Consider the following 24,520-nt stretch of genomic DNA (forward strand, 5'->3'; position numbering starts at 1 on the left):
AAATGATCACAAAAATACATTTATTAATAGCAGTCATAATACTATCAAACTTAAATGGACAAGTAGCAATTGGCAAAGAAAATTTAAGCAAATTAGCGGATGGTATCACTCCAAACCCTAATATTTCACTGGAATTTTACGACGCTCCTGATAACGATAAAGGAATGGTTTTGCCTTGGGTTTCTACAGTACCGAACAATCCTATACCATACAATCCAGCTACGGGTGAAGGCTACAGCGGGATGCAAAATAATGTCGACAACGGAACAATTATTTTTGATTTATCTGACAAAAAAATAAAATATAAGAACCCATCACAATGGATAGATTTAACAGGAGCTCCTGCATTTCCATTAATAATGAAAGATGCATCGAATAATACAGTTACAGTTAATGCATTTACTAATGTCGATTCTTCATTGCAGGACAGCAATCAAGAACAGGAAGGCGCCAAAGTAGCAATCGGCAGCAACGCTGAAACGGATACTACTACAGGTATTTTGGTACTTACAGATACAAACAAAGCAATGGTTTTACCCAAGGTTGCAAGCCCACATCTCACCATTCAAAATCCTGCACCTGGAATGATTGCTTATGATACGGTGAAGAAACAATTAGCGGTCTATAACGGAACAGTTTGGTCTTTTTGGAAACCATAAAAAAAATTGAATACTGTATATAAAGATGAGGGTAGCAAAATAGCTACCCTCTTTTCGTATTTTTTTTGTTGTCAAAGTAATCGTATTTTGAAGTTTGCGGAGCGATTCTCGTGTCACAATTTCAAATTCATTTATATCATTTCGCTCTTTGCCAAGCTGACAGGGTTTGGTTTTAAAAGCAGGATCATAAATTTTTTGCACCCGTTTCAGAGGTTAAAATTAAGGTTTTATGCTTAACTTTAACTGGACACAAAATCAGTACATCTATTCGTTTAATGTAAATTTAAATTCCGAAAAAATTCCTGATTACTTTTGCAATTCTGTCTCTGTCTTCATCCGTCAGGTTAGAGCCCGATGGAAGGCAAAGTCCGTTTTCGAATAATGTTTCTGATACTTTTTTACCGTAGTATGGAGAATATTTAAAAACCGGTTGTAAATGCATTGGTTTCCAGAGTGGGCGGGATTCGATGTGGTCCTCAAGAAATGCCAGACGTAGACCTTCCCTGTTTTTGCCGGCAATACTTTCATCAATTTCAATTACAGATAACCAATGATTTGAAAAATAATCATCTGTAGGTTCAGAGAACACCTCAACACCAGCAATATCCCTGAAAATTTCCACGTAGAACTCATGCATTTTTCTGCGTGCAACTACTCTGTCATTTAAAACTTCCATTTGTCCGCGGCCTATTCCTGCGATGATATTGCTCATTCGATAATTGAAACCAATCTGCGAATGCTGATAATGTGGTGCGTTATCCCTTGCCTGCGTGGAGAGGAAAACTGCTTTATTTTTATCTTCCTGAGAGTGGCACACCAAGGCTCCACCTCCTGAAGTGGTAATGATTTTATTTCCGTTGAAAGACAAAATTCCGAAAGTTCCGAAAGTTCCGCATGGCTTTCCTCTGTATAGAGAACCCAGTGCTTCGGCAGCATCTTCAATAACAGGAATTTCATATTTACTTGCAATTGCAGTGATCTGATCCATTTTTGCCGGCATGCCGTACAGATGGACTACAATGATTGCTTTTGGCTTCTTACCTTTTGAGATCCTATCTGTGATGGCTTCTTCGAGAGCGATTGGGCACATATTCCAGGTGTCGCTTTCTGAATCTATGAATATGGGGGTTGCACCGCAATAGGTAATGGGATTTGCTGAGGCAACGAATGACAATGCAGGAGTAATTACTTCGTCAGCAGCTGAAACGCCCAGCATAACCAATGCCAGATGTATTGCTGATGTAGCAGAATTTAAAGCAGTGACTTTCACATTATTCTTAAGAAAAGATTCAAGTGCAAATTCAAATTCATTGACATTTTCACCCATGGTGGTTACCCAATTCTTCTGAAATGCGTCTTCAATAAATTCTATTTCTTTACCTGTAAGATGGGGTGGTGAAAGCCATATTTTATCTTTCATTCAAGTGTTTTTCTAAGAAAGTAAATTTAGATTATCTAAAGCAAACATAAAAATTTATGAATGTCCTTTTTTAACGATATTGGATACTTTGAACACAAAGTACGCAGAGATTTTTTATGGTTTATGTGTTTCTAAGGCTCACAGAGCCGTTAACATTTAAATAAGACCATTAAGTTCTTTATTATGATTGTTGATGTTTAGGATCTTCAGAATAAAATCAGCTTTGAATTCTGTCGCCCTGTCCTTTACCGCCAACTGTAGCAAAGATATATCTGAAATAATCTGAAGTGGTTAAATTTGAAAGCATTTCGGCATCTTTTTCTGCAAGTTTAACAGGTGTTGACATATCAATTTCGTTGATTTGTGCCAAACCCGTAATTCCCGGAACTGCTTTATAAACGCCCCTTTTATCTCTTTCTTCAATCAATTCTGTCTGGTTATACAGGTTCGGTCTTGGACCTACCAAACTCATATCTCCGATTAAAACGTTGACGAGTTGTGGCAGCTCATCCAGTTTTGATTTGCGCAGGAAACTCCCGAATTTTGTAATGGTGATGTCTTTTGACAAGTGTGTTGCCACCGATTTTGTATTCACGGGCATTGTACGGAATTTGAAAAGCTTAAACGGCTTTTTATCACGCCCCACCCTTTCCTGTACAAAAATGGGTGAACCCGTATCAAATAATCCAATGATGTAAAGAATTACACCAACCGGCCAAAGAAACAGCAATCCAAAGAAGGAGAAAAGAAAATCAAACAGGCGTATCATATATTTGTTAAGGTTTTAAAATAATTGGTTTTAATTTTTATTGTTTGCGCAGACATTCAATCTACACAGAAGGGAGCTTATTTTCAGCTGGTGCAAAATTACATTTTTTTAGCATTAAAATACGTGAAGTAAGGCACAAGTCTAATGTCAACAAAAATTAACTTAGATTATTTTAATAAAATAAATCCGCCAAATTTCTTTTCAGAGTGCGAACTAAAGAAGGGTTGAATGTGATGCTGATTGAAGCAAAGATCTATTATAACCACCCCGTCTCTGCCCGTTGGGCTGAGCCACCCCTCCATGGGAGGGGAATGTGATTGTGCTATCCTACTGGTGTTACAGTTTGTAGGTCAGCATCAGGCCTCCTCTTGTTGGGATGATTTCACCGCTTTTATTCCAGCCGTGGGCTCTGTCTGATCTTTCGTTATTATCTTTATAGTAGCCTTTGTATAAGCCTTGTGATGATCCGATGCCCGCAAAGATATCCAATCCTAACTTTTGATTGATGGTAAAGTGATAGCCACCACTGATTCCGAAAATGAAAGAATAACCCTTTTGGTATCCTTCTGTGATTCTTACAGAGCCGTCTGCAAGAATTATAGGCTGATTGTTTTCATCCAAAGCAACCATTGCGTTCCAATAGTTCCATTTCTGAAGGTTGAAGTTTGCCAATGAAAGATAAGCACCGACGTACCATTTTTTCATAGACTCTTTGAAATAGTACCTTCCTTCCAGTGTTGCCATGTAAATCTGAAGGTGTTTTCCTGAAAAAGATTTCCATGGTGAGATGAAGAGTTCTTCCTGTATAGTGATATTTTTAGTAAGAGATTGTTCTGATGCTACATTTACAATTCCAAAAGGAAGAAATACGGTATTGGCTTTTATTTCTGTCTGTGCTTTTAGAAAGCCTGCCTGTAAAATGATGGCCAAGGCTATTATTTTATGTTTCATTAAATACTTATTTTTTTGTGTTTTTTTTAATATTTAGTTGAAGTGCCTTTCGACAGGCTCAGGGTGAGAGTGATAAGAATTGAGTAAAATTATTTACCCCGCCCCTTCCTTCGACAAGCTCAGGATGACCGTGAAAACAATTGAGTAAAATTATTTACCCCAACCCTAAAGGGAGTAATTTTCCTCACTTTAAGAACCGCTTTTTTTGACAAAGTTTATTTCTTCAAAAAATCCCTAGTCAAGCTCAGGATGACAAAATGGTTGTTTTTGATTTACTTTTTTATAAAACTGAAGAGTTTCCAGATTATCTAAAGAATTTTTCTTTACCCCGACCCTAAAGGGAGGAAAAATTCTATGTCAATATAGACTCTCAACGTTATTAATTTTACTTTTTTATAAAACTGAAGAGTTTCCAGACCATTCTGTATTTTACTTTCAGTGGTGAGTAGTCAATTTGATTGTCTTTAAAGGCCTTGCCTACTTCTTCTGTGATGGTGTGGTAACTGCCCATTCCTGAGCTGCTCGCGCCACCTACAGCCATGGAGGTGGTGATAATTCCGGAATATTTCCAGCTGATCTGATGATTCAGGAAGTATCTGATGATCAACTCGTAATCCGAAGCTATCCTGTACCCCAGAACGTAATTTCCCAATGAAGAAAAAAGCTCTTTTTTAAAGAAAATGGAAGGATGCGGAGGCATGAAACCAATTTTTAATTTAGCTGGGTTCCATCTTTTGGATGAGTATCTTCTGATGATTTTGCCGTTTCTGTGCTGTACAATATCCCCTGTACACGCATCTACAGGATTATGAAGCAGAAAATCAACTATTTTACCTACGGTTTCGGGCTCAAAAAAAGTATCATCAGAATTTAATATTCCAATGTAATCACCTGTTGCCATGGCAATGCCTTTATTCATGGCATCATACAGTCCTCTGTCCTGTTCAGACACCCATTTTGTAACGGTATCCGGGTATTTTTTAATGATGTTTAGCGTTTCATCTTTCGAGTTGCCGTCTACAATAATGTATTCAATATCCTGATAAGTCTGTGCTGCTACCGATCTGATTGTATCTTCCAGCGTTTTCTCTGAATTGTAACAAACGGTTATTATTGAGATTTTCATTACAGCTTTATATTATAATTTTTTAAAATATACTCTTTTATTTTTGGAATATCAGTTCCACAATTCTTCTTAATCTCATATACTTTTGCATCCACCAATGTTCTGTACCACCAACCTTGCAGAAAGTTCCACAAAAATCCTTCTTTACCATCTAAAAAACCAAGTTTAAAAAAATATCGGTACGAAAAGTAGATGAATGCTCGTAAGAAAAGAGGACTTTGTGCATATTTTAGTTTTAAATTTCTTTTTTTAATTGCCTGCTCATCCAGATTGGTCTGATGGATATTACCCAATATATTGTATTCTACATCCAGCAAGTCAATAGCTTCGCGGATAGAATATCCATTGTGCTTTGTTGTCCACCACCCAATATTATTGAGATTATTATCTGCAAAACGGACATTTAAATCTTTTATGCTTCCTGATTCAATCTGAATATGCTCATCCATCCAACGCAGTTCTGACCTTCCTTTTCCAAAACGGAAGAGTCTCAGCATTTTGATTTGTGGCATTTTTTTCATCTCTCTCTGCATGAAGAAACGAACTAATTTCAGTGTGAATCCGGAGATTTCGTTATCTGCTGCATTTAAAGCTTTTACTACTTCTGAAATATCTTCTTCGTACAGATACTCATCCGCATCAATTCGAAGAACCCAATCTGTTGTAATTTTGCAGTTATCTAAAGCCCAATTGAACTGTTCGGCATAGTTGATCCATTTATTTTCATAAAATTCACATCCACTTTCGAGCGCAATCTGCTTTGTTTTATCATTTGAAAAAGAATCTACAATAATTATTTTCCTGCACAAGCCTTTCAATGAATCAATACATCTTTCTAAATGAATTTCTTCGTTGTGGGTAAGAACTATGGCTGTGAGTGAAGTTTCAATTTTCATAAAAATCTCTTCTTTATAAACTTAGCCGGTACACCAGCCCAAACTTCATTTTCTGAAATATCTTTTAAAACAGATGAAAATGCTCCAGCAACAGCAAATTCACCAACATGAACTCCTGGAAAAACTTTTACACCTGTTGACAACCAAACACCATCTCCAATAATTATTGGTTTAGTGATTAATGAAAAACTTTTGCTCTCTAAGTCATGAGATCCGGTTATAAGATAAACATCTTCACCAATACACGTTTTTTGTCCTATTACAATTTTGTCTAGACAATAAATCCACGTATTTTCTCCAACACTACTGTAATCCCCGATAGTAAAGTTCCATGGAAAATCAATTTTAGCTTTTCTGTCAATAGATGCCGTTTTTGACACTTTCGCACCGAAAATAGTAAGTAAAAATCTTCTGTATCCTCTAAAATTATAGGGTGATAATCGAAAAACACTTATGTTAATAACCTTCCAAATTCTTGATTTTATTTTCTCAAGTGTTGTAAAAGAAGTAGTTTGTATCGGATTATAATCATTTAACTTCATTTTAATACTCTATTTTTTAAAAATTTTGCCGGATTCCCACCTACAATTGTCCAAGGCTCAACGTTCTTGAATACACAAGCTCTAGCTCCGACTACAGATCCTTGCCCAATGGTCACTCCCATGGTTATAAATGATCCTGCGGCTACCCATGACTGATCTTCAATGATAATGGGAGCAGTAATGAGCGGATTTTCTATAGATGCTACATCGTGAGAAGCTGAACATAAAAATGCGTATTGCGAAATTGTTGTGTTTGAACCAATGATTATTTTATCAACATTATAATAATCAACATGAGATCCTAATGCTACAAAATTACCAATCTCTAAATTCCAAGGTGCCCATATTTTAACACTTGAATAAATAACACATCCGTTACCAATTTTTGCTCCAAAAATTCTTAATAAGAAAATTCTCCAGCTATTAAAAATTTTGAAACTAAAGTATCTAAAAAATAAGATATAAATTATTTGCCATATAAGCCTTCCTATCTTATTCTTAAGACTTAACTTATTTTGATAGTTTGCTAAATTTATTTTGTTTTCACTACTCATAATACGAAATCAGGTTTTTCACTTTTATCTAAAATCCATTCGTACAACTCCCTGAATTGCTTTCCAACTAACTCTATTGAATATTTTTCTTCTACGAGTTTTCTACCATTTTTACCCATTTCCATTAATTCTATCTGACTTTTTTGCAAGTACTCTTCCAATGTGTTTTTTAATGCATCAACTCCAAGATCAATCCAAGCACCAGAGTAATAATCATTCAAATCTTTCCAAGGTGTTCCTTTTGTTGTAATTACGGGAACACCGCAGGACAGTGCTTCTGCGACTACCATTCCAAAATTTTCACTATAAGTAGGTAGTACAAAAAGGTCTGCTGAATGATAAGCCTGAATTTTAGCTTCTCCATATTGAGCTTCTCCTATCTTAATTTGCTCTTGTAAATTTAATTTTTCAATCCTGTTTTTTAAACCATTTATATATTCAGAATCACCACTACCAATTATCTCAAGTTCCCAATTTAAACGAAGATTAGCTGGAATGTTTGACCACGCCGAAATTAACTCTTCAATACCTTTTTGAAAATGAATCCTAGACAAAAAAAGAACTTTCCTTGTACTGTTTTTTACCATATTATTTTTCAAAGGATAATCTGAAAGATTTATACCATTGGGTATTACAGCAATTGGATTCTTATATCCCTGATTCTTTATGTACTGGGCTTCAAAAAATGATGTTGCGTGAAGACAGTTTGCTTTTAATAAATCTAAATGCTGATATAATTTTAACGCAATTTTCTTTTTTAAACCCTTGTTTTCTATAGCCCAAGGATGCAGCATGCCGTGAACCGAAATAACATACTTTTTATTTATTTTTCGCGCGTATGCAGACGTTTGATGCATCGGCAGATTCCATAAAGCATGGACATGAAAAATATCCGCATTAGACTCTTTCAATCTACGTTTTAAACCAATTGAATAATCTAAAAAAGAAGGATTTTCAGAATATAGACGAAGTCTATCTGTGGGTATTAAAACCTGATCAGAAGAGTTTAAAGTGTATAATTCCACATTAGCAAATTTTGACTGTTCCATCAAAATATCCAAAACTGCAGTTGTCGTACCTCCCGACTTTCTGTCCATTGAGGCAATGCAGTGCGCAATTTTTAAATTATTATTTATATCCATGGGGCAGACGGTATCTTTTCATTGTTATAAATATGTTTTATTATGCTAACAAAATACTCTGCAGCTGATTTTCCCGAAATGTGATTTCTTGACCAATCTGCAATTTCCTTTCTTAAATTATCAGAGATACAACCTTCTTCTATTATATTTAGAAGTTGAAGTTCAAAATTTTTACTCTCATATGAAAACACTTTTCCTCTTTTACCACTAACCAAGTCACTTGAACCACAGTTTTTTGAGCATAAGACTTTTGTTCCCATAGTAAGTGCTTCATTTACTACGGCACCCCAGCCATCATATAAGCTTGGTAAAACCAAAATGTCAGCTTTTGCAATTTCATCAAAGATATCTCTGTTAGGAATTATTCCTTTATACTTAATCTTGTCATTTGTCCACTTCACTATTTCATTCTGTAAGATACCATCTCCAATTATTGTAAAAGATTCTATCTTATCAAGATGATTTTTTATAATAGGAAGAATTCCTAATAGATTTTTATTTAGATCAAGTCTTCCTACAAACAATAATTTTGGTAAATTTTCTGTATTCTTTGTTGCGATTTTAGTGTTCTGCTCTTCTGTAAAGTATGCCCAGTTAAATATTTTATTTCTTTTAAACCCGACTTTCTGATAAGAAATGCAACCTGATGTGCTCATAATTAATAAAAAGTCTATATTTTTTCCGAATCTTTTCTGTAAAATATAATATTTTAGTTTACGTAGGTATCCCCTAAAGCCCACAGATTTGTAGGGTTCTAATTGCACCCCAATTCTGAGATTTAGTTTTACGGCAATTCTAAAAGCTTTATCGACCATTGGAAAAGCTTTTATTCCTGTGAAAATGTGAACTGAATCTTTATAATTTAAATAGAAATTTATTTCATCATCAGTTGGCGAAACTACAACAGTTGCATTACCAAAATCGGGTATATTCCAACCATCTTTAGTTCTTTCTTCATCTAAGCCCTTTTCAGAGAGTAGAATCACATTATTTTTTTCTGCAAGATTTCTAATAAAAGCAGACTGATGGAGGCTGAGGATATTTTGCCAAAAAATAAACTTCATGAGAATTGATTTTTATGTATATAACTTTGAGAAACCCCTAAACATAGCCAAACCATAAAAAATGATAAAGAGCCCGAGGAAAGAAAATATCCTTCCGCAATCATGTGAATTGAGAAAAAAGTTAAAATACTTATTAGTAATAAGCACATCATATTCATTGAAGTTAAATAGTTTTTACATAATATAATAATAGTATAATAAAACATACATAACACTGAACTGAATCCGATGATTCCCGTCATTGAGAGAATTGCTAACCAAGATGTTCCAGGTTCAATTTGACCATTTTCTTTATTATATTCATCCTCTCCGTTTGGGTCAACGGACGCAAAGCCAATTCCATAAATTGGAGATGATAAGAACTCGTCAATACGTTGATTCCATTTACTATCTCTAGAAGCTGTTGAACTACCAGCAGCTTGATTATTTTCTATTTTTCCAACTAAAAAAGTTGTTTTATTCTTCCATAATGGAAAACTAAAAACCAATAAGATAATAATTGGTAAAATTATTTTTGAAAATTTAAATATCTTAAATTTACTGTAGACAATAAAAAACAAAATACATGCAATAATAAGTGCTCCTACAGCTGATCTTGAACCAGCCATAATTGCCGAAAAAAAGGAAATTATTAATCCTAAAATCATTACAACATGAAAAAGAAATAATCTTTTTGCTTTAAATCTTTGTAAGAATCCAATTGGTTTAAGATAATATGATAATATGACAAGAAAACTAATTCCTGCCATGGGAGACATTACCATAGTATGGCTAAAGAGCCCTTGATACATCTGAACAGAACCATCTTGTGATAGAGCAAAACCTTTATACAAGCCTGCAAATGTAAGAATAAATGATCCCAATACAATTATTACCAAAATTACCAGAAGATTTATAAGTAATTTATACCTGTATAATGACAGACTTTTAGAACTAATGAGTGGTCCAACAAGTATTGATATTACTGAAAAAATAGTAAATCTGAAAAAAGATTGAAATACAGGATCAACATCATTAAAAGTAAAGCTTACAATCGAAACTAAATATAAAAATAAGGCAAATATATTATGCTTTTTCTTTTCATTCCCCGCCAAAAACAAAATTGGAACGAAAGAAATTATACATGTAGCATAGTAAATTGACGTGAAATCGCCTACTAAAGCATTATTCGCCAGCACCACAATCAAAGTTAAAACATTTGCTAAAAAATAATACAACTTGAGATTTCTACTCATTTATTTATATTTTTTATGAATTTAGCAGGAACACCTCCAACCAAAGAATAATCTGGAACATCACGTATCACAACAGATCCTGCGGCAATCATACACATACTACCTACATTGACTCCAGGAAGAATTGTAGATCTTGCCCCCACCCAAGTTCCGTCACCGATAGAAATATCTTGATTGATACCAAATCCTGCTACGCGTGTTTCATCTGTATTAAACTCATGGGTTCCAGTGCCAATAAACACTTGAGGCGCTATATCAACATTGCTTCCAATTATTACAGTTGCTTTACCAGAAGATAAAATCGTCGTGTCTAAACCTATCCAGCTATTATTACCTACTACTAATTTTCCGTCTCCTGAAATTTTAACACTAGAACAAATTTTAACATTTTTACAAATTTTTACACCAGATAGCCTCAATATATAATTTTTAAAAGAAAATAAACTTGTTTCCGGTAAAAATAACCTTAATATATTATATACAAATAAAATCTTAGGATTCATAATTGATTTTTTTAGACAATTTTACAATCATTTTACTTAAACTAAGCCCCCAATCTCCATTTAATGAGAGCTTTAGAACAATTTTATTCTTTAGAGGTAAACCTTTTAATATATTTCTAACTTTACCTTTATCATATCTATTTTCAAGTTCTCCCATTAAGTTTTTACAATACGGTGAATTGTTAGAAACTGACCCATAAATAAATATCACTCTATTAAAAATAATGGCATTTTGTAGTTCAGTATTATCAGGACAAACAAGTCTATCAAAGTATGCTATGCCATTCTTGTATGCCAAATAATTTTGTAGGTATTTTTCGTCACTCATTGAAGATGTGATACTTCCCTTATTTCTAATATATTCATGGATTATTTTTTCAGCCAGTTTAATTTTAAGGTTTTCAATTGAAAATAATTGACACATTATCAAGAAATCTTCTCCTGTTCTAAAGTCTTCATAAAAATCAATGTTTTCAAATAATGATTTTCTGTATAGGCTTGGCCATAGAGTAAACGGGAAATTCTGATACAAGAAATCTAAATATGGTATTTTAAATTCTCTCTTAAAAGAAGAAATACCTAAGATTTCGCCATTTTCAGAAATTGTCTTAGAGTTAGCAATAAGGATATCAAAATTATCTTTTGAGATTTCATCATACCAAAATTGAACACAGTCTGGAACTAAAAAATCATCTGCATCCAAAAAAAATATATAATCACCGGAAACATTTTCAATTCCAGTTTTTCTTGCTTTGCCAGGACCTCCATTCTTCTGATTTATCCATTGAGTCTTAAAATTTAAATCTTTTGACCATCTTTCAAACTCTGATTCAGAATGATCAGTACTTCCGTCGTTTACCATTACAAGCTCAAAATCATTACAAGACTGATTTTTCAAACAAACAAATAACGGTTCAAAGAAAGCCGAAGCATTATAGCAAGGAACAACTATTGAGATAAAATGTTTCATGTAAACTATTCTATTTTTTCTTTAAACTATAATAAACGAACTGTAATTTCTGTCTAAAGCTAAACTTAAGCAGATTTCTTTTAATATGATTCTGATAAGTGGATGGTAAATTTTTGAAAGAATAAAATCTCAGCGCACTTAGATAGCAATTGTTAATATATTTTTTTTCTTTTTCAACAGCATCTTGAAGTCCTTTTTCATTAAAAAAGTTTAATCTTTCATTTTTTGATTCTATCAAATACTGAATTTTCGCTAACATTTTACTGTTGTCACTCATTATACTGTCATTCCGCATTCTATAATAATACAATGGAGTATCAATAAAAATCACCTCTTTATTTTCATTTAAAATCTTGTGTATTACATATTCATCTTCATGAACTTTACCTTTTGGATAAGAGATATTTTCCCAAATTGATTTGTGATACAATTTATTCCAAGCTACAATGACTAAAGGGTTGCGGAAGTCTGTCATATGATTGAACAGAAATTCCTGACTAAGTGTTTGAACTTTGAATGAATTTATAGAGCTATTGATAAGTTCATTCTCATTTTCAAATCTTTGTAAATCACAAAAAATCATTTTAGAACCTCCAATATTTTCATAGAGCAATTTTATAAAATCGGGATGTACTAAATCATCACTGTCTACAAATGATATATACTCACCTTTTGCTATTTTTATTCCGGCATTTCTGGCGTCTGAAAGTCCACCATTTTCTTTTTCAATAACAATAATTCGGTCATCCTGAGCTGAGTAACTATTACAAATCTCACCGCTTGAATCTGGAGAGCCGTCATTTACCAAGATTATCTCTAAGTTTTTATAGCTTTGTACCAAAATAGATTCAATACATTTTGCCAAATACTTTTCAACATTATATATTGGAACAATTACTGAAATTAAATGATTCATAACACTCTTTTAATACTTTTGTTATTTATCCAATATAAAATATCGATGTACTTGTGTGTAACTTTATATAAAAGGACTCCATCTTCAACAGTTTTAAAATTCTCATTTTCACGAACTTTAACATGATTTGCATTATCAAAATCATAGATTGCAAATGACAACTTATGATTAAAATTAAGAGAATGAAATCTTTTTATAATATCTTCTTTGCCCCCATCTCTGTCACAAATTTTATAGAACCAATTCTCTTGAGGAACTTCCAACAATCTATTCAATCTTCTCGACCATTTTGCAGCTGCTTCCTCTTTACTTTTATAATGTAAAAAATGAATTTCCACATCTCCTAACAGTCCAACTGGGTAATTAAAATTATCTATCCATTTAGATTTTTCAGTAAAACCTAAAGGCGTTGAAATATATTCACTAAAGTTTTCTAAGAGTTTAATATAATCTTGTGCATAGACAAAAAGACCAATAAATGGTGTGTTGTATGAAACTGAGTATTCTCTGTATATTTCTCCTCCCCAACAATTATTACTAATAATTGCAAACGGTTCAGTTACTTTTTTTTCTTTACTTTTTGAGAAAAATTGCTTTAAAAATTGTATCATTATAATTCTATACATTAATAATTAAAAACGTTACTATCATTTCGCTAAGACAGTTTTAAGAATTTTCATTTTTTCATCATCAATGTAGGTTAGCTTATGTATAGATGATTTCTGTAAAATCTCATCAAAAGACATATCAAAGTTGCTATTCACTATCTTGTTGTGTAAAAAATGAACAAAATGATCTGCCTCTGTATTTCTATCATCTAGACCTGATAAATTTATTAAGATTTCATTATATAGTATTTGAAAAGAAAAATAATGTTGATTTTCTTTTTGGATCTTCCAATAATTAAGCAGTAAGTCCTGACAGTACTTTAAAATTTTAGAATCAGAATTACATATTATAAAACTACTTAAAAATCTTACTTTGAAATTTTTATCCCAACTCCAATATTGCATAAGTGTTCTTTCAAAAAATTTATAATTCTTTGGTTTTGAAGATGATCTTTCAAATGAAAAAAAGTCACTCTGAACATATTTAAATTTACTTAAATGATCGGTTAGTAAAATGGTTGCATCTAGCCAAACTCCTCCGTAAACATTTAAAAGTATCACACGCAATAAATCAGAAAAGAAAGTGTACGTAAAGTTTGATGTATTCAATTTCCGCAAAACAAATTCGGGTAAATCTATATAATCTGAAATATTATCCATACTAAGACGAATAACGGTATAATCATCACAGTATTGATCTACAGATTTATAGCATAGTTGTACAATATCAGGTAAATCATTATAGTTATTAGCCTGAGCCCAAAATTGCCAGATTATCTTCTTTGAATCAAATGTAACTTTCTTTTTAAATTCAAAATTATAGATTTCATTCTTCTCATACTTTTCAATCATTGATTTCCAATGAGAAGCCATTTCATTCTGACCTTGAATTATTTCATGTAATCGATACTTATTTAAAATTACATTTTGCTGAAGCTTTTTTCTTACAAAAGATTTTATTTTTTTCATTTTTTCGCAAATTTTGATTTAATCATCTGCATAATAAAGCTTTTCTCATCATTATCAATACCCAATAAATAGATAACAAGTATCAAAATGGTTTCATAAGATAATATTTTCAAAGAAAATTCTAACAAAGAAATAGATTTATAAGTATGACCTACCCAATATATACAAAATAAAAATAGAAGTATCGCGCCAATGGATTTCAAATGATTAAACAATTTATTTTTTTCAAAATGCAGAATTTCATTTAAATAAAAGTATCTAAAAATCTGTAATAATATTTGTGTAATAAGTTTTGCTATAAAAACGTATGTAATTGGAAAGCTCTGCAGCATAAATATATAGGCTAAAGGTACTGTAAGTAAATCTATAGCTGTTAAAGTAAGTGTATATTTTTTTATTTTTCCAATAGCCGTCGCTGACATCCAAAACGGACCTGCAATAGCTTCAATGAAAGAAATAATGATAATCACTGATAAGATTTCTGCACTATTTTTTGGAGTTTCACTCCCCAACCAAAAATTTAAAATTGTGTTGGGAAACAGTAAAAAAGGGACACCCAATATAGCTACCAAAAAAAAAGAATATTTTGATGTTTTTAGAACTAAATTACGATGATTTTCTAAAGAATCTCCAGCATATGTCTGTATAATTTGAGGCTGAAATGCCGTCTGAAAATTTCTAATAAAATTATAAACAGCACCATTAGCTTGATTTGCTATTCCTACAGATGCATTTCCAACGACTCCATGAAAAAGATTAACAACTATACTAATACCCTGCGTATTTGCCACGTAAGCTACCTGCTCGATTAAAAGCCATCCTGAAAATGTAAATAATTCTTTTAATTTATTTCTGTCTGAATAGTATTTTAGCTTTGTTTCCTCTCTAAAATGCTTTTTACAATACACATAATAAAAAATGTTTATTACCAAGTTTACTGCAACGAGTAGAATTCCGTATAGTAATAAATGATCTACGTCTGTAAATAGACTGAGAGAAAAAACAACTAAAAGTTTACAAACGGTTTCCAAAATACCCACAAATGCATAATAAGACATTTTTTCGTATGCTACAATCATAGAATTGTATGGTACTCTAAGTACATCAATTATTGTTGTAAGTACTGATAACTGAAATACAATATTTGATACAAATAGTCTATCATTCGGTATTTTTAATTTATAATTCAAAATCCAAATTCCGATGGTTTCGGCAAGAAGTAATATTATAATTGAAATTATAATATGTGTAGTAATACTGATGTTAAAAACTCTATTAATATTTTCCTTTATATTACTAGCTTTTTCAAAATTTATAAACCTATGTGTTGCACCAGACAATGCCCCGTTTAGAAAAGTAAATAATACTACAATACCTCCAACTAAATTGTAAATTCCAAAATCCTCAACTCCTAATATTTTTAGTATAATCCGTGATGTATATAAACTCACAGCCATATTAAAAAACATTCTGAAATATAAAAACAGAGTGTTTTTGGCAATTACTTTATTTGAAGACATACTTATAGCTAATACTGTAAATTTAATATATTATAAAATCTTCAAATCACTCTCCACCATCTCTCTCACCAATCCAGCCAAGTCATATTGAGGCACCCAACCCAACTGTGTTTTAGACTTTGTAGGATCACCAATCAAAAGATCAACTTCTGTAGGTCTGTAATAATCAGGGTCTACGGAAACTACAGTTTTTCCAATTTCCAACTGGTATAAAGGATTGCTGCATGATACTACTTTAGCAATTTCAGATTCATTCTCGCCTTCAAAAGATAATTCAACCCCAATTTCAAGGAAAGCCATTCTTACAAAATCACGTACAGAAGTGGTTTCTCCCATAGCAATTACGAAATCCTCAGGTTTATCCTGCTGAAGGATTCTCCACATGGCTTCTACGTAGTCTTTGGCATGCCCCCAATCACGTAAAGCATTTAAATTTCCTAAATACAGACATTCCTGCTTTCCTTTGGCAATTGCAGCTGTAGCCATGGTGATTTTACGGGTTACGAAAGTTTCCCCTCTTCTCGGAGATTCGTGGTTGAACAGAATACCGTTGCAGGCAAACATTCCATAGGCTTCACGGTAGTTTTTTGTAATCCAGAAACCGTAAATCTTTGCTGCTCCGTAAGGAGAACGAGGATAAAACGGTGAGTTTTCGTCATAGAATCCAGCTGCATTTTTATTTTCAGGAAGACCACCGTACAATTCTGAAGTAGAAGCCTGATAGATTCTTGTTTTCTTTTCGAGACCTAAAATACGTACTGCTTCCAGAATTCTCAAAGTTCCGATACCGTCTACATTCGCCACATATTCAGGAGAATCAAACGATACTTTCACATGAGACATTGCCCCCAAATTGTAAATCTCATCCGGCTGTACTTCCTGAATGATTCTGATGACGTTCATAGAATCAGTCAAATCACCATAATGAAGTGTAAAGTTTACATTCTGCTCATGCTGATCCTGGTACAAATGGTCGATTCTCTGTGTATTGAATGAAGAAGCTCTTCTTTTGATGCCGTGTACTTTATATCCTTTTTCTAAAAGTAATTCTGCTAAATATGAGCCGTCCTGGCCTGTAACTCCGGTGATTAATGCTGTTTTCATCGTTATGATGTATTTTTATAAATGATGGTTGATTATTGATGATTGATGATTGATGGTGTGCAATGTCTTCAATGCTAAGCTGTGCTCAACGGATTGCTTTCCCGAATCATCGGGACAAGCTGTCGTTCGTGCCTCGCTCCTCGCAATGACATTTTCACATCAGCTCATTTTTACTTCCTTAAAGTTGTTAATGTTTTCCAAAAACCAGTTGTATGTTTTGGTGATGCCCTGCTCCAGCTCTACTTTGTGTTTCCATCCCAAATCGTGCATTTTTGAGACGTCCATGAGTTTTCTTGGGGTACCGTCCGGTTTTTCTGCATCCCAAAGGATTTCTCCTGTATGGCCAACCACTTTCTGAATCAATTCTGCCAATTCTCTGATGGTCATATCTACCCCTGTTCCTACATTGTACAGGTGTTCCGGAAGTACATTTTCTAAAGCAAAGATTACAGATGCTGCCATATCGTCTACGAAAAGGAATTCTCTCATTGGTGTACCTGATCCCCATAAAGTGACTGCAGCATTGTTGTTTTCTTTTGCTTCATGAAACTTTCTGATCATTGCAGGTAAAACATGAGACGTTTTCAGGTCGAAATTGTCGTGCGTTCCATACAGGTTGGTCGGCATCAGAGAAACGTAATCTTTACCGAACTGTTTTCTGATGGCCTCACAGGTTTTGATTCCTGTAATTTTTGCCACGGCGTACCATTCATTGGTAGGCTCCAAAGTATCTGTTAATAAATATTCTTCTTTTAAAGGCTGCGGCGCCAGTTTAGGATAGATGCATGAAGAGCCGAGGAAAATAAATTTTTCCACCTCATTCTGCAATGCAGCATCAATAAGGTTGTTCTGAATCTGCATGTTCTCCATTAAAAACTGGTACGGATAGTTGTTGTTTGCCAAAATTCCGCCCACTCTGGCTGCTGCATCAATGACTACATCCGGTTTCTTTTCTTCAAAGAACGCCTTTACCGCCTGCTGATCTTTAAGATCCAACTCAGTGCTCGTTAAACCTATTAAATTGGTATAGCCCTGATCTGAGAGCTGTCTCCAGATTGCTGATCCTACCATTCCACGGTGTCCAGCGATGTATATTTTTGACTGTTTTGTTATCATTATTGTGGAGAGGTTTAACTGCTTATTTGCTTATTCGGTTATTTGGTTAACTGTTTAAAAACTAAACGACCAAGCGGTTAAACGATTAAACTTTATTTTATGATTTGCTTATTTGCAAAATTACTCTTTTATGAGCCTGTTTCAATTGATTCGTTTTTTTATCTTAAAGTAGACTGATATTTCTCCAGCTGGCTGTAGATTTTCTTTACATCCTGAGATTTTTCTTTCTGCAGAACTAAGATGGCATCTGGTGTATGTACTAAAATACAGTCTTTCATACCTACAAATGCTGTGAAAATTTCAGTACCGATTACCATATTGCCGTTTTCGTCTACAGCATGACCGTTGGTGCGAAGATAATCGTATAAAGACTCAAACGAACCCAAGTCGTTCCATCTGAAATTCGCAGGAACTACTTTGATTTGCTTTGAGCGTTCCATCACCGCATAATCTATGCTGATAGAAGGTATCTGTCTGCAAGATTCTTCATCAAGCAAATTGTTTTCAGATTTTTGCCAGGCTTCCAGAGATTTTTCGAAAACTTCGGGCTGATATTTCTTCAATTCATCTAAGAGAACACCTGCTTTAAAGCAAAACATTCCTGAATTCCATAGAAAAGTTCCTCTGTCTAAAAATTCCTGAGCCGTTTCTGTATTGGGTTTCTCTCTGAAAGAAAGTACATCTCTGCCTTCATATTCAATATAACCATATCCTGTTTCCGGTTTTGTAGGAACTACACCAAAGGTAACAACATAGTCTTTTTTGGCAAGCTCTACAGCCTCCAGTAATGATTTTTCGTAAGCTTCCTGATTCTGAATCAGATGATCCGAAGGTGTAATGATCAATACATCATCCGCATCGACCGCCAAAGCGGCAAATCCTATAGCTGCAGCTGTATTCCTTGCGATAGTCTCCGTTACAAATGTTTTGGGAAGTTCGATATCTTTCAATAAATCTTTACTCCATTCGATATGATCTGAATTTCCGACCACCATCAATTCATCAACAACCTTTTTATTTCTTTCAGCTGTTAATTCAAACAGAGATTTTCCTTCAAAAACTTTGAGGAACTGCTTGGGATGGTTTCTTCTTGACAGCGGCCAAAGCCTGCTCCCAACACCTCCTGACAATATTACATTAAATATTTTCATGCTCTGTTGTAATCGTCTTCCACTCTCACAATATCGTCTTCACCGAAGTAGGTTCCGTACTGCACTTCAATAAAAACAACAGGTTCGGCGGTTTTATTTTCCATTCTGTGGTGTGCTCCCAAAGGAATCTGTGCTACCTCTCCAGTGCCGTAGTCTCTGATTTCATCATTGATGGTAATTGTTCCCGTACCGGAAACTATTGTCCATACTTCAGCACGGTGGTGGTGGTACTGCAGCGATAATCTCCCTCCAGGATAGACCAAAATTCTTTTTACTTTGTGCGTCTCCGCATCTTCTAAAACCCAGTATTCGCCCCAGGGTCTTACGTCATGTTCTAACATGTTGATTTTATTATGGCAGCAGAAAAACTGCTTATTTGCTTATTCGGTTATTCGTTTAACTGTTTAAAAACTAAACGGTTAAACGATTAAACTTTATTTTATTATTTGCTTATTTGCTTATTTGCTTATTTGCTTATTTGCTTATTTGCTTATTTGCTTATTTGCTTATTTGCTTATTTGCTTATTTGCTTATTTGCTTATTTGCTTATTTGCTTATTTGCTTATTTGCAAAATTACTTCTTTATGTGAAAAGTATTAGTTTAATTGGTTAACTGGTTAATTGATTCTTTGTTTAATCTTTTAAAAATTAAAATCTGAACAACTAAACCTCTAAACGCTTAGGTCATTAAGCTGCCTAAATTTATAATCTTCTGTCTGCCATATCTTTGCTCAGACTTCCTTTTACATCATAGATGATTCCGTTATCAGCGAGAAGACTCTTCAAATCCACACCAAGAAATTCCTTATGTGAAACGGTTAATATTATGGCATCATATTTTTCTGAGCCTGAAATCTCATTCATCAGATTAATATTATATTCTGCTGCCACTTCCATTTTATCAGCCCATGGATCATACGTATGAACATTTACCCCATATTCTTCAAGATTCGAAATAACGTCAATCACTTTAGAATTTCTAATATCCGGACAATCTTCTTTAAATGTGATTCCTAAATTTAAAACATTGGCCCCTTTGATTGTAATATCTTTCTGAATCATCAGTTTAATGACTTGTGAAGCCACAAATGCTCCCATTGAATCATTTAATCTGCGGGCACTGAGAATCAACTCAGAATAATATCCTATCTCCTGTGCTTTCTGAGCAAGGTAAAAAGGATCTACCCCAATACAGTGACCTCCTACAAGACCAGGCTTAAATTTCAGAAAATTCCATTTAGTTCCTGCTGCTTCCAGAACATCATGGGTATCTATATCCATCAGTGAGAATATTTTAGCCAGCTCATTCATAAAAGCAATATTTACATCACGCTGTGAGTTTTCAATTACTTTAGACGCCTCTGCAACCTTTATACTCGGTGCAAGATGAGTTCCTGCACTAATAACAGATTTATATAAATCATCTACTATTCTTCCTATTTCAGGAGTAGAACCCGACGTTACCTTGAGAATGTTTTCTACCGTGTGCTGTTTATCCCCGGGATTAATTCTTTCCGGAGAATACCCTGCAAAAAAATCCTGATTAAATTTTAAACCTGACATTTTTTCCAGAACCGGAACACACTCTTCTTCGGTTACCCCAGGATACACTGTAGATTCGTAGATAACAATATCATTTTTCTTCAACACTTTCCCTACTGTCTCAGAAGATCTGTACAATGGTGTGAGATCGGGTCTGTTGTGTTTATCTATGGGTGTGGGAACCGTGATGATGTATATATCAGCCTCAGCAATATCAGCCATATCAACGCTACAGAACAATCCTGTTCTCTGAGCTCCAAAAGGATTTGTATCTGATAAAACCGACTCCAGCAAATCTTCCTCTACTTCAAGCGTGCTGTCTGTTCCTCTGTTCAGCGCTTTAATCCGTTCTTCGTTGATATCAAAACCGACAACAGGATACTTTGTTGCCAACAGTCTTGCTAAAGGTAAACCTACGTAGCCAAGACCTATGACCGCTATTTTATGATCTCTGTTCATTTTTTTTATTGGGTTAATTGGTTATTCGTTTAATTGGTTATTTGATAAGCAAATAGACAGTTAAACGAATAAACGATTAAAGACTTACCTTATTTTCCAAACCAGTTGCGCCATGATTTTTTCTGAGTAGCACCGTAGCCGTAGCCATATTTGTATCCATAGCCATAGCTGCTGTTCGTAGTATCTACATCATTCAGCAGGAATGCTGTATTTTTAATTTTGTTCTGCTCCACCTGCGTGTTGGCAAAGCTGATGAGTTTTTTCTCTGTATATCGTGATCTCGTTACGTACAAAGTCATATCTGCTGCGTCTGCAATCAGGAAAGAATCGGTTACCAACATTAACGGAGCTGTATCTAAAACGATATAGTCATAGTCAGCTTTTAAACTCTGCACCAATTCCTGGTATCTTCCGTTTGATAAAAGCTCTGTAGGATTAGGAGTAATCGCTCCTGAATAAATTACATCACAATGAGGATTGAATGTGGTCTGATGCGTAATCTCTTTTCTTGTAATTTTACTGTCATACATAAATTCAGCCAATCCCGTAAGCCCTTTTCGGGATTCGTTGTATCGCTGCAACTGAGGATTTCTAATATCTGAACCGATGATGATTACTTTAGTTCTCGGCGTTGCCAATGTTAATGCCAAGTTTACAGATATAAATGTTTTTCCTTCACCTTTCACGGTAGAGGTTACCAAAATCACTTTGCCTTCCTCTTTTTTAGGTAACATAAAACCTATGTTGGTAATTAAGATTCTGAATGCTTCTGCCATTGGTGAGAGGTCATTGACTTTAACCAATTCTTCATCTCCTTTAACCAGAGAAGGAATTTCGCCAATTACCGGCTTTCCACCTGAAAGTTTATCTAAGTCCTGTGTAGAACGTATTTTATTATTTAACAAACCAATAAGATAAATAATCACAAAAGGAATCAACAGCCCAATAATCAAAGCTCCTAAAAACACCATCTGTTTTTTAGGGGAGACCGGTGCAGGAGAAGTAAATGCATAATCTACAATTCTTGCCTTTGGTGCTGCAATTGCTAATGAAATAGCAGCTTCTTCTCTTTTCTGCAATAATAGAAGATACAATTCTTCCTTAATGGTCTGCTGTCTCTCTATGCTTCTGAACATTTTTTCCTGAAACGGCACCTTTGAGATTCTTCCAGACAGTCTGTTCTGCTCCCCCTGAATTATATTTCTGCTTATTTGTAATGCAGAGCGGGTTCTGTTTAAACTTCCTATGATAGAAGTTCTTAGTGCCGTAATCTGCTTTGTAACATCCTGAACTACCGGATTCAACTGCGTAGAGTTTTCCAACAACCTTGCTCTCTCAGTAATCAATTGATTGTACATTCCCATATTCATGGACGCTTCAGAATCGTTCAGTCCGATATTTAAAGGGAGTATCTGATTTGAGTTCTGTGTATTAAGATATCCTAATAAACTGTTCACTGTTTCGAGTTGTGCCTCATTCTCAATCTGAGCCTGTCTGGTTTTTGACGAAGTCTGTAAAGATATTTCCGCTTCCGCACCAATATCCGCAATATTGTTTTTAACTTTAAAATCTTCTTTCTGGCCTTCCACTGCTCCAAGCTCTTCACCAATCAGACGAACTCTGTCGTCAATGAATTCGGCTGTTTTCTGTGCTTCCGAGTTTTTGTCTAATACAGCCTCACGATTATAATTTACCGCCAGTCTGTTGAGAATATCTTCTGCTTTTTCTGAAACAGAATAGTTCATAGACATTTTAAGAACTGTTGTTTCTTTTTCTACAATCTCAATATTCAGCATCTGAGCGTAGCTTCTAGCCCTGTTGGTACCTGACATAAAATCTAACCTGTATTTATGGTCAGGGTTTGATACCGTCTCTTTAGCATTTGCATTCGTCTGGAACATTATCACCCCAAACGGCATCGAAAGTGCTTTGTTGAACGGTGTTCTGATTGTTTTTTTGAAGCTTTCAGATTCTAAAACAATTTCGTTCTTTTCTATTGTAGCGAAAACGGGTTTTGAAGGATACTGCCCTTTTCTATTTTCGCTAATTACTCTTACGGTGAAAGGAGCAGAATCTTTATACAATTCAATTTCCTTGATATTGCCCTGAGAATAAATATTGGTTTCCAGCCCCAATTCTCTCACTACAGAAAGCATTAATTTGGTTGACTTTAAAATCTGTTTTTCATTTAAAACAGAATTGGCACCCATGCTTCCGATACCGCTGATTTCGGATATAACTGACATTTCAGGTTGCCCCGAACCTGATTTTTTAACCTCTTTAATCAGAAGCGTTGATTCTGTATTATATACCGGAATAGAATACCTTAAAAAGAACCATGCTGCTGTAACAGCTACAATAGCTCCCAATACAAACCAATACCATTTTAACAGGTAAGGCCTGAACTGCTCTCTAAGATCTAAAACTTCTTCCTGCGACTGCTCTTCGATATAATTGTTATCCACTCTTTATATTTAGCTTATGATGTTTGTTTTTGCTTAACTGCAGATTGGCTAATTGGTTAAGCATTGATTTGTTTAGTTGGTTAGTTTTTTTGCACAAACTTTAGATTTGCTTATCTTCTCGTCAAAGAGATAATTCCAATTACCAGCGATGCTACAACTGATGACACCGAGATGTAAAGACCTAAATTCGGGTCTACTCTTGCCGCTTTTTCTCTGTTGGAGTTCGGCTGTACGTAGATAATGTCGTTTTGTTTAAGATAATAATACGGCGAATTCATAAAACCTGCACTCGTAAGATCTAATCTCTGTTTTGTAATCTGCCCATCTACATTTCTGATCAGCAAAACATTCTGTCTGATTCCGTAAGGCGTAAGATCACCTGCCAGTGCCAAAGCACTCCATACCGTAGCGTTGCCTTCAGGAAAAACATAAGTTCCCGGTTTTGCCACTTCTCCGGAAATCGAAACTTTGAAATTGACCAGTTTCACATCCACAATCGGATCTTTTATGTATTTCTCCAATAAACCGGAAAGTTTGTTTCTGAATGTCTCAATATTTTCTCCCTGAGTATTGATTTTACCCAACTGAGGGAAAACAATGTTGTAGTCGGTATCCACAAAATAAGTAGGGCCTGAAACCGGTAACTGCTGGGGAAGATTATTGGAGCTCGGTATTGAATACTGAGTAACTGTAGCAGATGATGAATAATTCTGATTGAATGGTCTTACCGCATCCATGTCGCGAGCAGAAATATTTACAATTAACTGATCGCCAGGCTGTAGCGTACTGCGGCTGTTTTTTATTGCATTATCCAATGCCATATTGTCTATATCAGTCAT

General features: G+C 34.4%; 24 protein-coding genes. 1 reads left to right on the forward strand and 23 read right to left on the reverse strand.

Translation table 11 applies throughout. The features are described 5' to 3' along the window. Positions 1–2: 2 nt before the first annotated feature. Positions 3–659 carry a hypothetical protein gene (locus AC2A1G_RS19785; RefSeq protein ID WP_484048605.1) on the forward strand — a complete coding sequence of 219 codons (657 nt, stop codon included), beginning with the start codon at positions 3–5 and terminating at the stop codon, positions 657–659. A gap of 283 nt (positions 660–942) precedes the next feature. Here the strand turns inward: AC2A1G_RS19785 and AC2A1G_RS19790 are convergent, their stop codons facing one another. The 23 genes from AC2A1G_RS19790 to AC2A1G_RS19900 form a co-directional block, all read right to left on the reverse strand. Continuing rightward, a complete protein-coding gene (locus AC2A1G_RS19790; protein ID WP_484048606.1) occupies positions 943–2,079 on the reverse strand; it encodes a DegT/DnrJ/EryC1/StrS family aminotransferase in 1,137 nt (378 codons plus the stop codon). Positions 2,080–2,296: 217 nt separating this feature from the next. Then, positions 2,297–2,848, reverse strand: coding sequence for a sugar transferase (locus AC2A1G_RS19795; protein WP_484048607.1), 552 nt, complete (start codon positions 2,846–2,848; stop codon positions 2,297–2,299). Positions 2,849–3,184: 336 nt separating this feature from the next. After that, positions 3,185–3,799 carry a DUF3575 domain-containing protein gene (locus tag AC2A1G_RS19800; RefSeq protein ID WP_484048608.1) on the reverse strand — a complete coding sequence of 205 codons (615 nt, stop codon included), beginning with the start codon at positions 3,797–3,799 and terminating at the stop codon, positions 3,185–3,187. Between the two features lie 385 nt (positions 3,800–4,184). Further along, complete coding sequence (locus AC2A1G_RS19805) at positions 4,185–4,925, reverse strand: glycosyltransferase family 2 protein (protein WP_484048609.1); 741 nt, start codon at positions 4,923–4,925, stop codon at positions 4,185–4,187. Further along, positions 4,925–5,821 carry a glycosyltransferase family 2 protein gene (locus AC2A1G_RS19810; RefSeq protein WP_484048610.1) on the reverse strand — a complete coding sequence of 299 codons (897 nt, stop codon included), beginning with the start codon at positions 5,819–5,821 and terminating at the stop codon, positions 4,925–4,927. Before AC2A1G_RS19810 ends, AC2A1G_RS19805 begins: the two co-directional genes overlap by 1 nt. After that, positions 5,818–6,363 (reverse strand): LbetaH domain-containing protein, encoded by a 546-nt coding sequence (locus AC2A1G_RS19815; RefSeq protein ID WP_484048611.1) that lies wholly within the window; start codon positions 6,361–6,363, stop codon positions 5,818–5,820. The genes AC2A1G_RS19810 and AC2A1G_RS19815 overlap by 4 nt, the downstream gene beginning before the upstream one ends. Further along, positions 6,360–6,917 (reverse strand): LbetaH domain-containing protein, encoded by a 558-nt coding sequence (locus AC2A1G_RS19820; RefSeq protein ID WP_484048612.1) that lies wholly within the window; start codon positions 6,915–6,917, stop codon positions 6,360–6,362. Before AC2A1G_RS19820 ends, AC2A1G_RS19815 begins: the two co-directional genes overlap by 4 nt. After that, a complete protein-coding gene (locus tag AC2A1G_RS19825) occupies positions 6,914–8,059 on the reverse strand; it encodes a glycosyltransferase (RefSeq protein WP_484048613.1) in 1,146 nt (381 codons plus the stop codon). Before AC2A1G_RS19825 ends, AC2A1G_RS19820 begins: the two co-directional genes overlap by 4 nt. After that, positions 8,050–9,123: a glycosyltransferase gene (locus AC2A1G_RS19830; protein WP_484048614.1), complete on the reverse strand. Its 1,074-nt coding sequence runs from the start codon at positions 9,121–9,123 to the stop codon at positions 8,050–8,052. The genes AC2A1G_RS19825 and AC2A1G_RS19830 overlap by 10 nt, the downstream gene beginning before the upstream one ends. After that, positions 9,120–10,358, reverse strand: a complete 1,239-nt coding sequence (locus AC2A1G_RS19835) for an O-antigen ligase family protein (RefSeq protein ID WP_484048615.1) — start codon at positions 10,356–10,358, stop codon at positions 9,120–9,122. The genes AC2A1G_RS19830 and AC2A1G_RS19835 overlap by 4 nt, the downstream gene beginning before the upstream one ends. Next, positions 10,355–10,861 (reverse strand): acyltransferase, encoded by a 507-nt coding sequence (locus tag AC2A1G_RS19840; protein ID WP_484048616.1) that lies wholly within the window; start codon positions 10,859–10,861, stop codon positions 10,355–10,357. The genes AC2A1G_RS19835 and AC2A1G_RS19840 overlap by 4 nt, the downstream gene beginning before the upstream one ends. Beyond that, positions 10,851–11,831, reverse strand: a complete 981-nt coding sequence (locus tag AC2A1G_RS19845; protein ID WP_484048617.1) for a glycosyltransferase family 2 protein — start codon at positions 11,829–11,831, stop codon at positions 10,851–10,853. Before AC2A1G_RS19845 ends, AC2A1G_RS19840 begins: the two co-directional genes overlap by 11 nt. Before the next feature lie 10 nt (positions 11,832–11,841). Next, positions 11,842–12,747, reverse strand: coding sequence for a glycosyltransferase family 2 protein (locus AC2A1G_RS19850; protein WP_484048618.1), 906 nt, complete (start codon positions 12,745–12,747; stop codon positions 11,842–11,844). Next, complete coding sequence (locus AC2A1G_RS19855; RefSeq protein WP_484048619.1) at positions 12,744–13,358, reverse strand: DUF1919 domain-containing protein; 615 nt, start codon at positions 13,356–13,358, stop codon at positions 12,744–12,746. Before AC2A1G_RS19855 ends, AC2A1G_RS19850 begins: the two co-directional genes overlap by 4 nt. 36 nt (positions 13,359–13,394) lie before the next feature. Next, entirely contained in the window at positions 13,395–14,324 is a 930-nt protein-coding gene (locus AC2A1G_RS19860; RefSeq protein ID WP_484048620.1) for a capsular polysaccharide synthesis protein, read from the reverse strand. After that, a complete protein-coding gene (locus AC2A1G_RS19865) occupies positions 14,321–15,844 on the reverse strand; it encodes an MATE family efflux transporter (protein WP_484048621.1) in 1,524 nt (507 codons plus the stop codon). The genes AC2A1G_RS19860 and AC2A1G_RS19865 overlap by 4 nt, the downstream gene beginning before the upstream one ends. Positions 15,845–15,874: 30 nt before the next feature. Next, positions 15,875–16,948 carry a GDP-mannose 4,6-dehydratase gene (gene gmd, locus AC2A1G_RS19870; protein WP_484048622.1) on the reverse strand — a complete coding sequence of 358 codons (1,074 nt, stop codon included), beginning with the start codon at positions 16,946–16,948 and terminating at the stop codon, positions 15,875–15,877. Positions 16,949–17,107: 159 nt separating this feature from the next. Further along, positions 17,108–18,061, reverse strand: coding sequence for a GDP-L-fucose synthase family protein (locus tag AC2A1G_RS19875; RefSeq protein WP_484048628.1), 954 nt, complete (start codon positions 18,059–18,061; stop codon positions 17,108–17,110). A 161-nt stretch (positions 18,062–18,222) separates the two neighbouring features. Beyond that, complete coding sequence (locus tag AC2A1G_RS19880; RefSeq protein WP_484048623.1) at positions 18,223–19,215, reverse strand: mannose-1-phosphate guanylyltransferase; 993 nt, start codon at positions 19,213–19,215, stop codon at positions 18,223–18,225. Beyond that, on the reverse strand, positions 19,212–19,556 hold the full coding sequence (locus tag AC2A1G_RS19885; RefSeq protein WP_484048624.1) for a phosphomannose isomerase type II C-terminal cupin domain: 345 nt from the start codon (positions 19,554–19,556) through the stop codon (positions 19,212–19,214). Before AC2A1G_RS19885 ends, AC2A1G_RS19880 begins: the two co-directional genes overlap by 4 nt. Before the next feature lie 361 nt (positions 19,557–19,917). Continuing rightward, a complete protein-coding gene (locus tag AC2A1G_RS19890; protein WP_484048625.1) occupies positions 19,918–21,216 on the reverse strand; it encodes a nucleotide sugar dehydrogenase in 1,299 nt (432 codons plus the stop codon). An 89-nt stretch (positions 21,217–21,305) separates the two neighbouring features. After that, positions 21,306–23,681 (reverse strand): GumC family protein, encoded by a 2,376-nt coding sequence (locus AC2A1G_RS19895; RefSeq protein ID WP_484048626.1) that lies wholly within the window; start codon positions 23,679–23,681, stop codon positions 21,306–21,308. A 110-nt stretch (positions 23,682–23,791) separates the two neighbouring features. Next, positions 23,792–24,520 (reverse strand): polysaccharide biosynthesis/export family protein (locus AC2A1G_RS19900; RefSeq protein WP_484048627.1); only part of this gene is annotated, 729 nt, incomplete at its 5' end.

Source organism: Chryseobacterium sp. HNCC26DJ240 (assembly GCF_057180485.1).

Excerpts from the sequence above, each read along its gene's own strand:
- AC2A1G_RS19810 (WP_484048610.1), bottom strand. The coding sequence starts at position 5,821 with ATGAAAATTGAAACTTCACTCACAGCCATAGTTCTTACCCACAACGAA.
- AC2A1G_RS19865 (WP_484048621.1), bottom strand. The coding sequence starts at position 15,844 with ATGTCTTCAAATAAAGTAATTGCCAAAAACACTCTGTTTTTATATTTC.
- AC2A1G_RS19860 (WP_484048620.1), bottom strand. The coding sequence starts at position 14,324 with ATGAAAAAAATAAAATCTTTTGTAAGAAAAAAGCTTCAGCAAAATGTA.
- AC2A1G_RS19820 (WP_484048612.1), bottom strand. The coding sequence starts at position 6,917 with ATGAGTAGTGAAAACAAAATAAATTTAGCAAACTATCAAAATAAGTTA.
- AC2A1G_RS19805 (WP_484048609.1), bottom strand. The coding sequence starts at position 4,925 with ATGAAAATCTCAATAATAACCGTTTGTTACAATTCAGAGAAAACGCTG.
- AC2A1G_RS19880 (WP_484048623.1), bottom strand. The coding sequence starts at position 19,215 with ATGAAAATATTTAATGTAATATTGTCAGGAGGTGTTGGGAGCAGGCTT.
- AC2A1G_RS19830 (WP_484048614.1), bottom strand. The coding sequence starts at position 9,123 with ATGAAGTTTATTTTTTGGCAAAATATCCTCAGCCTCCATCAGTCTGCT.
- AC2A1G_RS19785 (WP_484048605.1), top strand. The coding sequence starts at position 3 with ATGATCACAAAAATACATTTATTAATAGCAGTCATAATACTATCAAAC.
- AC2A1G_RS19855 (WP_484048619.1), bottom strand. The coding sequence starts at position 13,358 with ATGATACAATTTTTAAAGCAATTTTTCTCAAAAAGTAAAGAAAAAAAA.
- AC2A1G_RS19850 (WP_484048618.1), bottom strand. The coding sequence starts at position 12,747 with ATGAATCATTTAATTTCAGTAATTGTTCCAATATATAATGTTGAAAAG.
- AC2A1G_RS19825 (WP_484048613.1), bottom strand. The coding sequence starts at position 8,059 with ATGGATATAAATAATAATTTAAAAATTGCGCACTGCATTGCCTCAATG.
- AC2A1G_RS19815 (WP_484048611.1), bottom strand. The coding sequence starts at position 6,363 with ATGAAGTTAAATGATTATAATCCGATACAAACTACTTCTTTTACAACA.
- AC2A1G_RS19890 (WP_484048625.1), bottom strand. The coding sequence starts at position 21,216 with ATGAACAGAGATCATAAAATAGCGGTCATAGGTCTTGGCTACGTAGGT.
- AC2A1G_RS19840 (WP_484048616.1), bottom strand. The coding sequence starts at position 10,861 with ATGAATCCTAAGATTTTATTTGTATATAATATATTAAGGTTATTTTTA.
- AC2A1G_RS19885 (WP_484048624.1), bottom strand. The coding sequence starts at position 19,556 with ATGTTAGAACATGACGTAAGACCCTGGGGCGAATACTGGGTTTTAGAA.
- gmd (WP_484048622.1), bottom strand. The coding sequence starts at position 16,948 with ATGAAAACAGCATTAATCACCGGAGTTACAGGCCAGGACGGCTCATAT.
- AC2A1G_RS19795 (WP_484048607.1), bottom strand. The coding sequence starts at position 2,848 with ATGATACGCCTGTTTGATTTTCTTTTCTCCTTCTTTGGATTGCTGTTT.
- AC2A1G_RS19790 (WP_484048606.1), bottom strand. The coding sequence starts at position 2,079 with ATGAAAGATAAAATATGGCTTTCACCACCCCATCTTACAGGTAAAGAA.
- AC2A1G_RS19835 (WP_484048615.1), bottom strand. The coding sequence starts at position 10,358 with ATGAGTAGAAATCTCAAGTTGTATTATTTTTTAGCAAATGTTTTAACT.
- AC2A1G_RS19800 (WP_484048608.1), bottom strand. The coding sequence starts at position 3,799 with ATGAAACATAAAATAATAGCCTTGGCCATCATTTTACAGGCAGGCTTT.
- AC2A1G_RS19845 (WP_484048617.1), bottom strand. The coding sequence starts at position 11,831 with ATGAAACATTTTATCTCAATAGTTGTTCCTTGCTATAATGCTTCGGCT.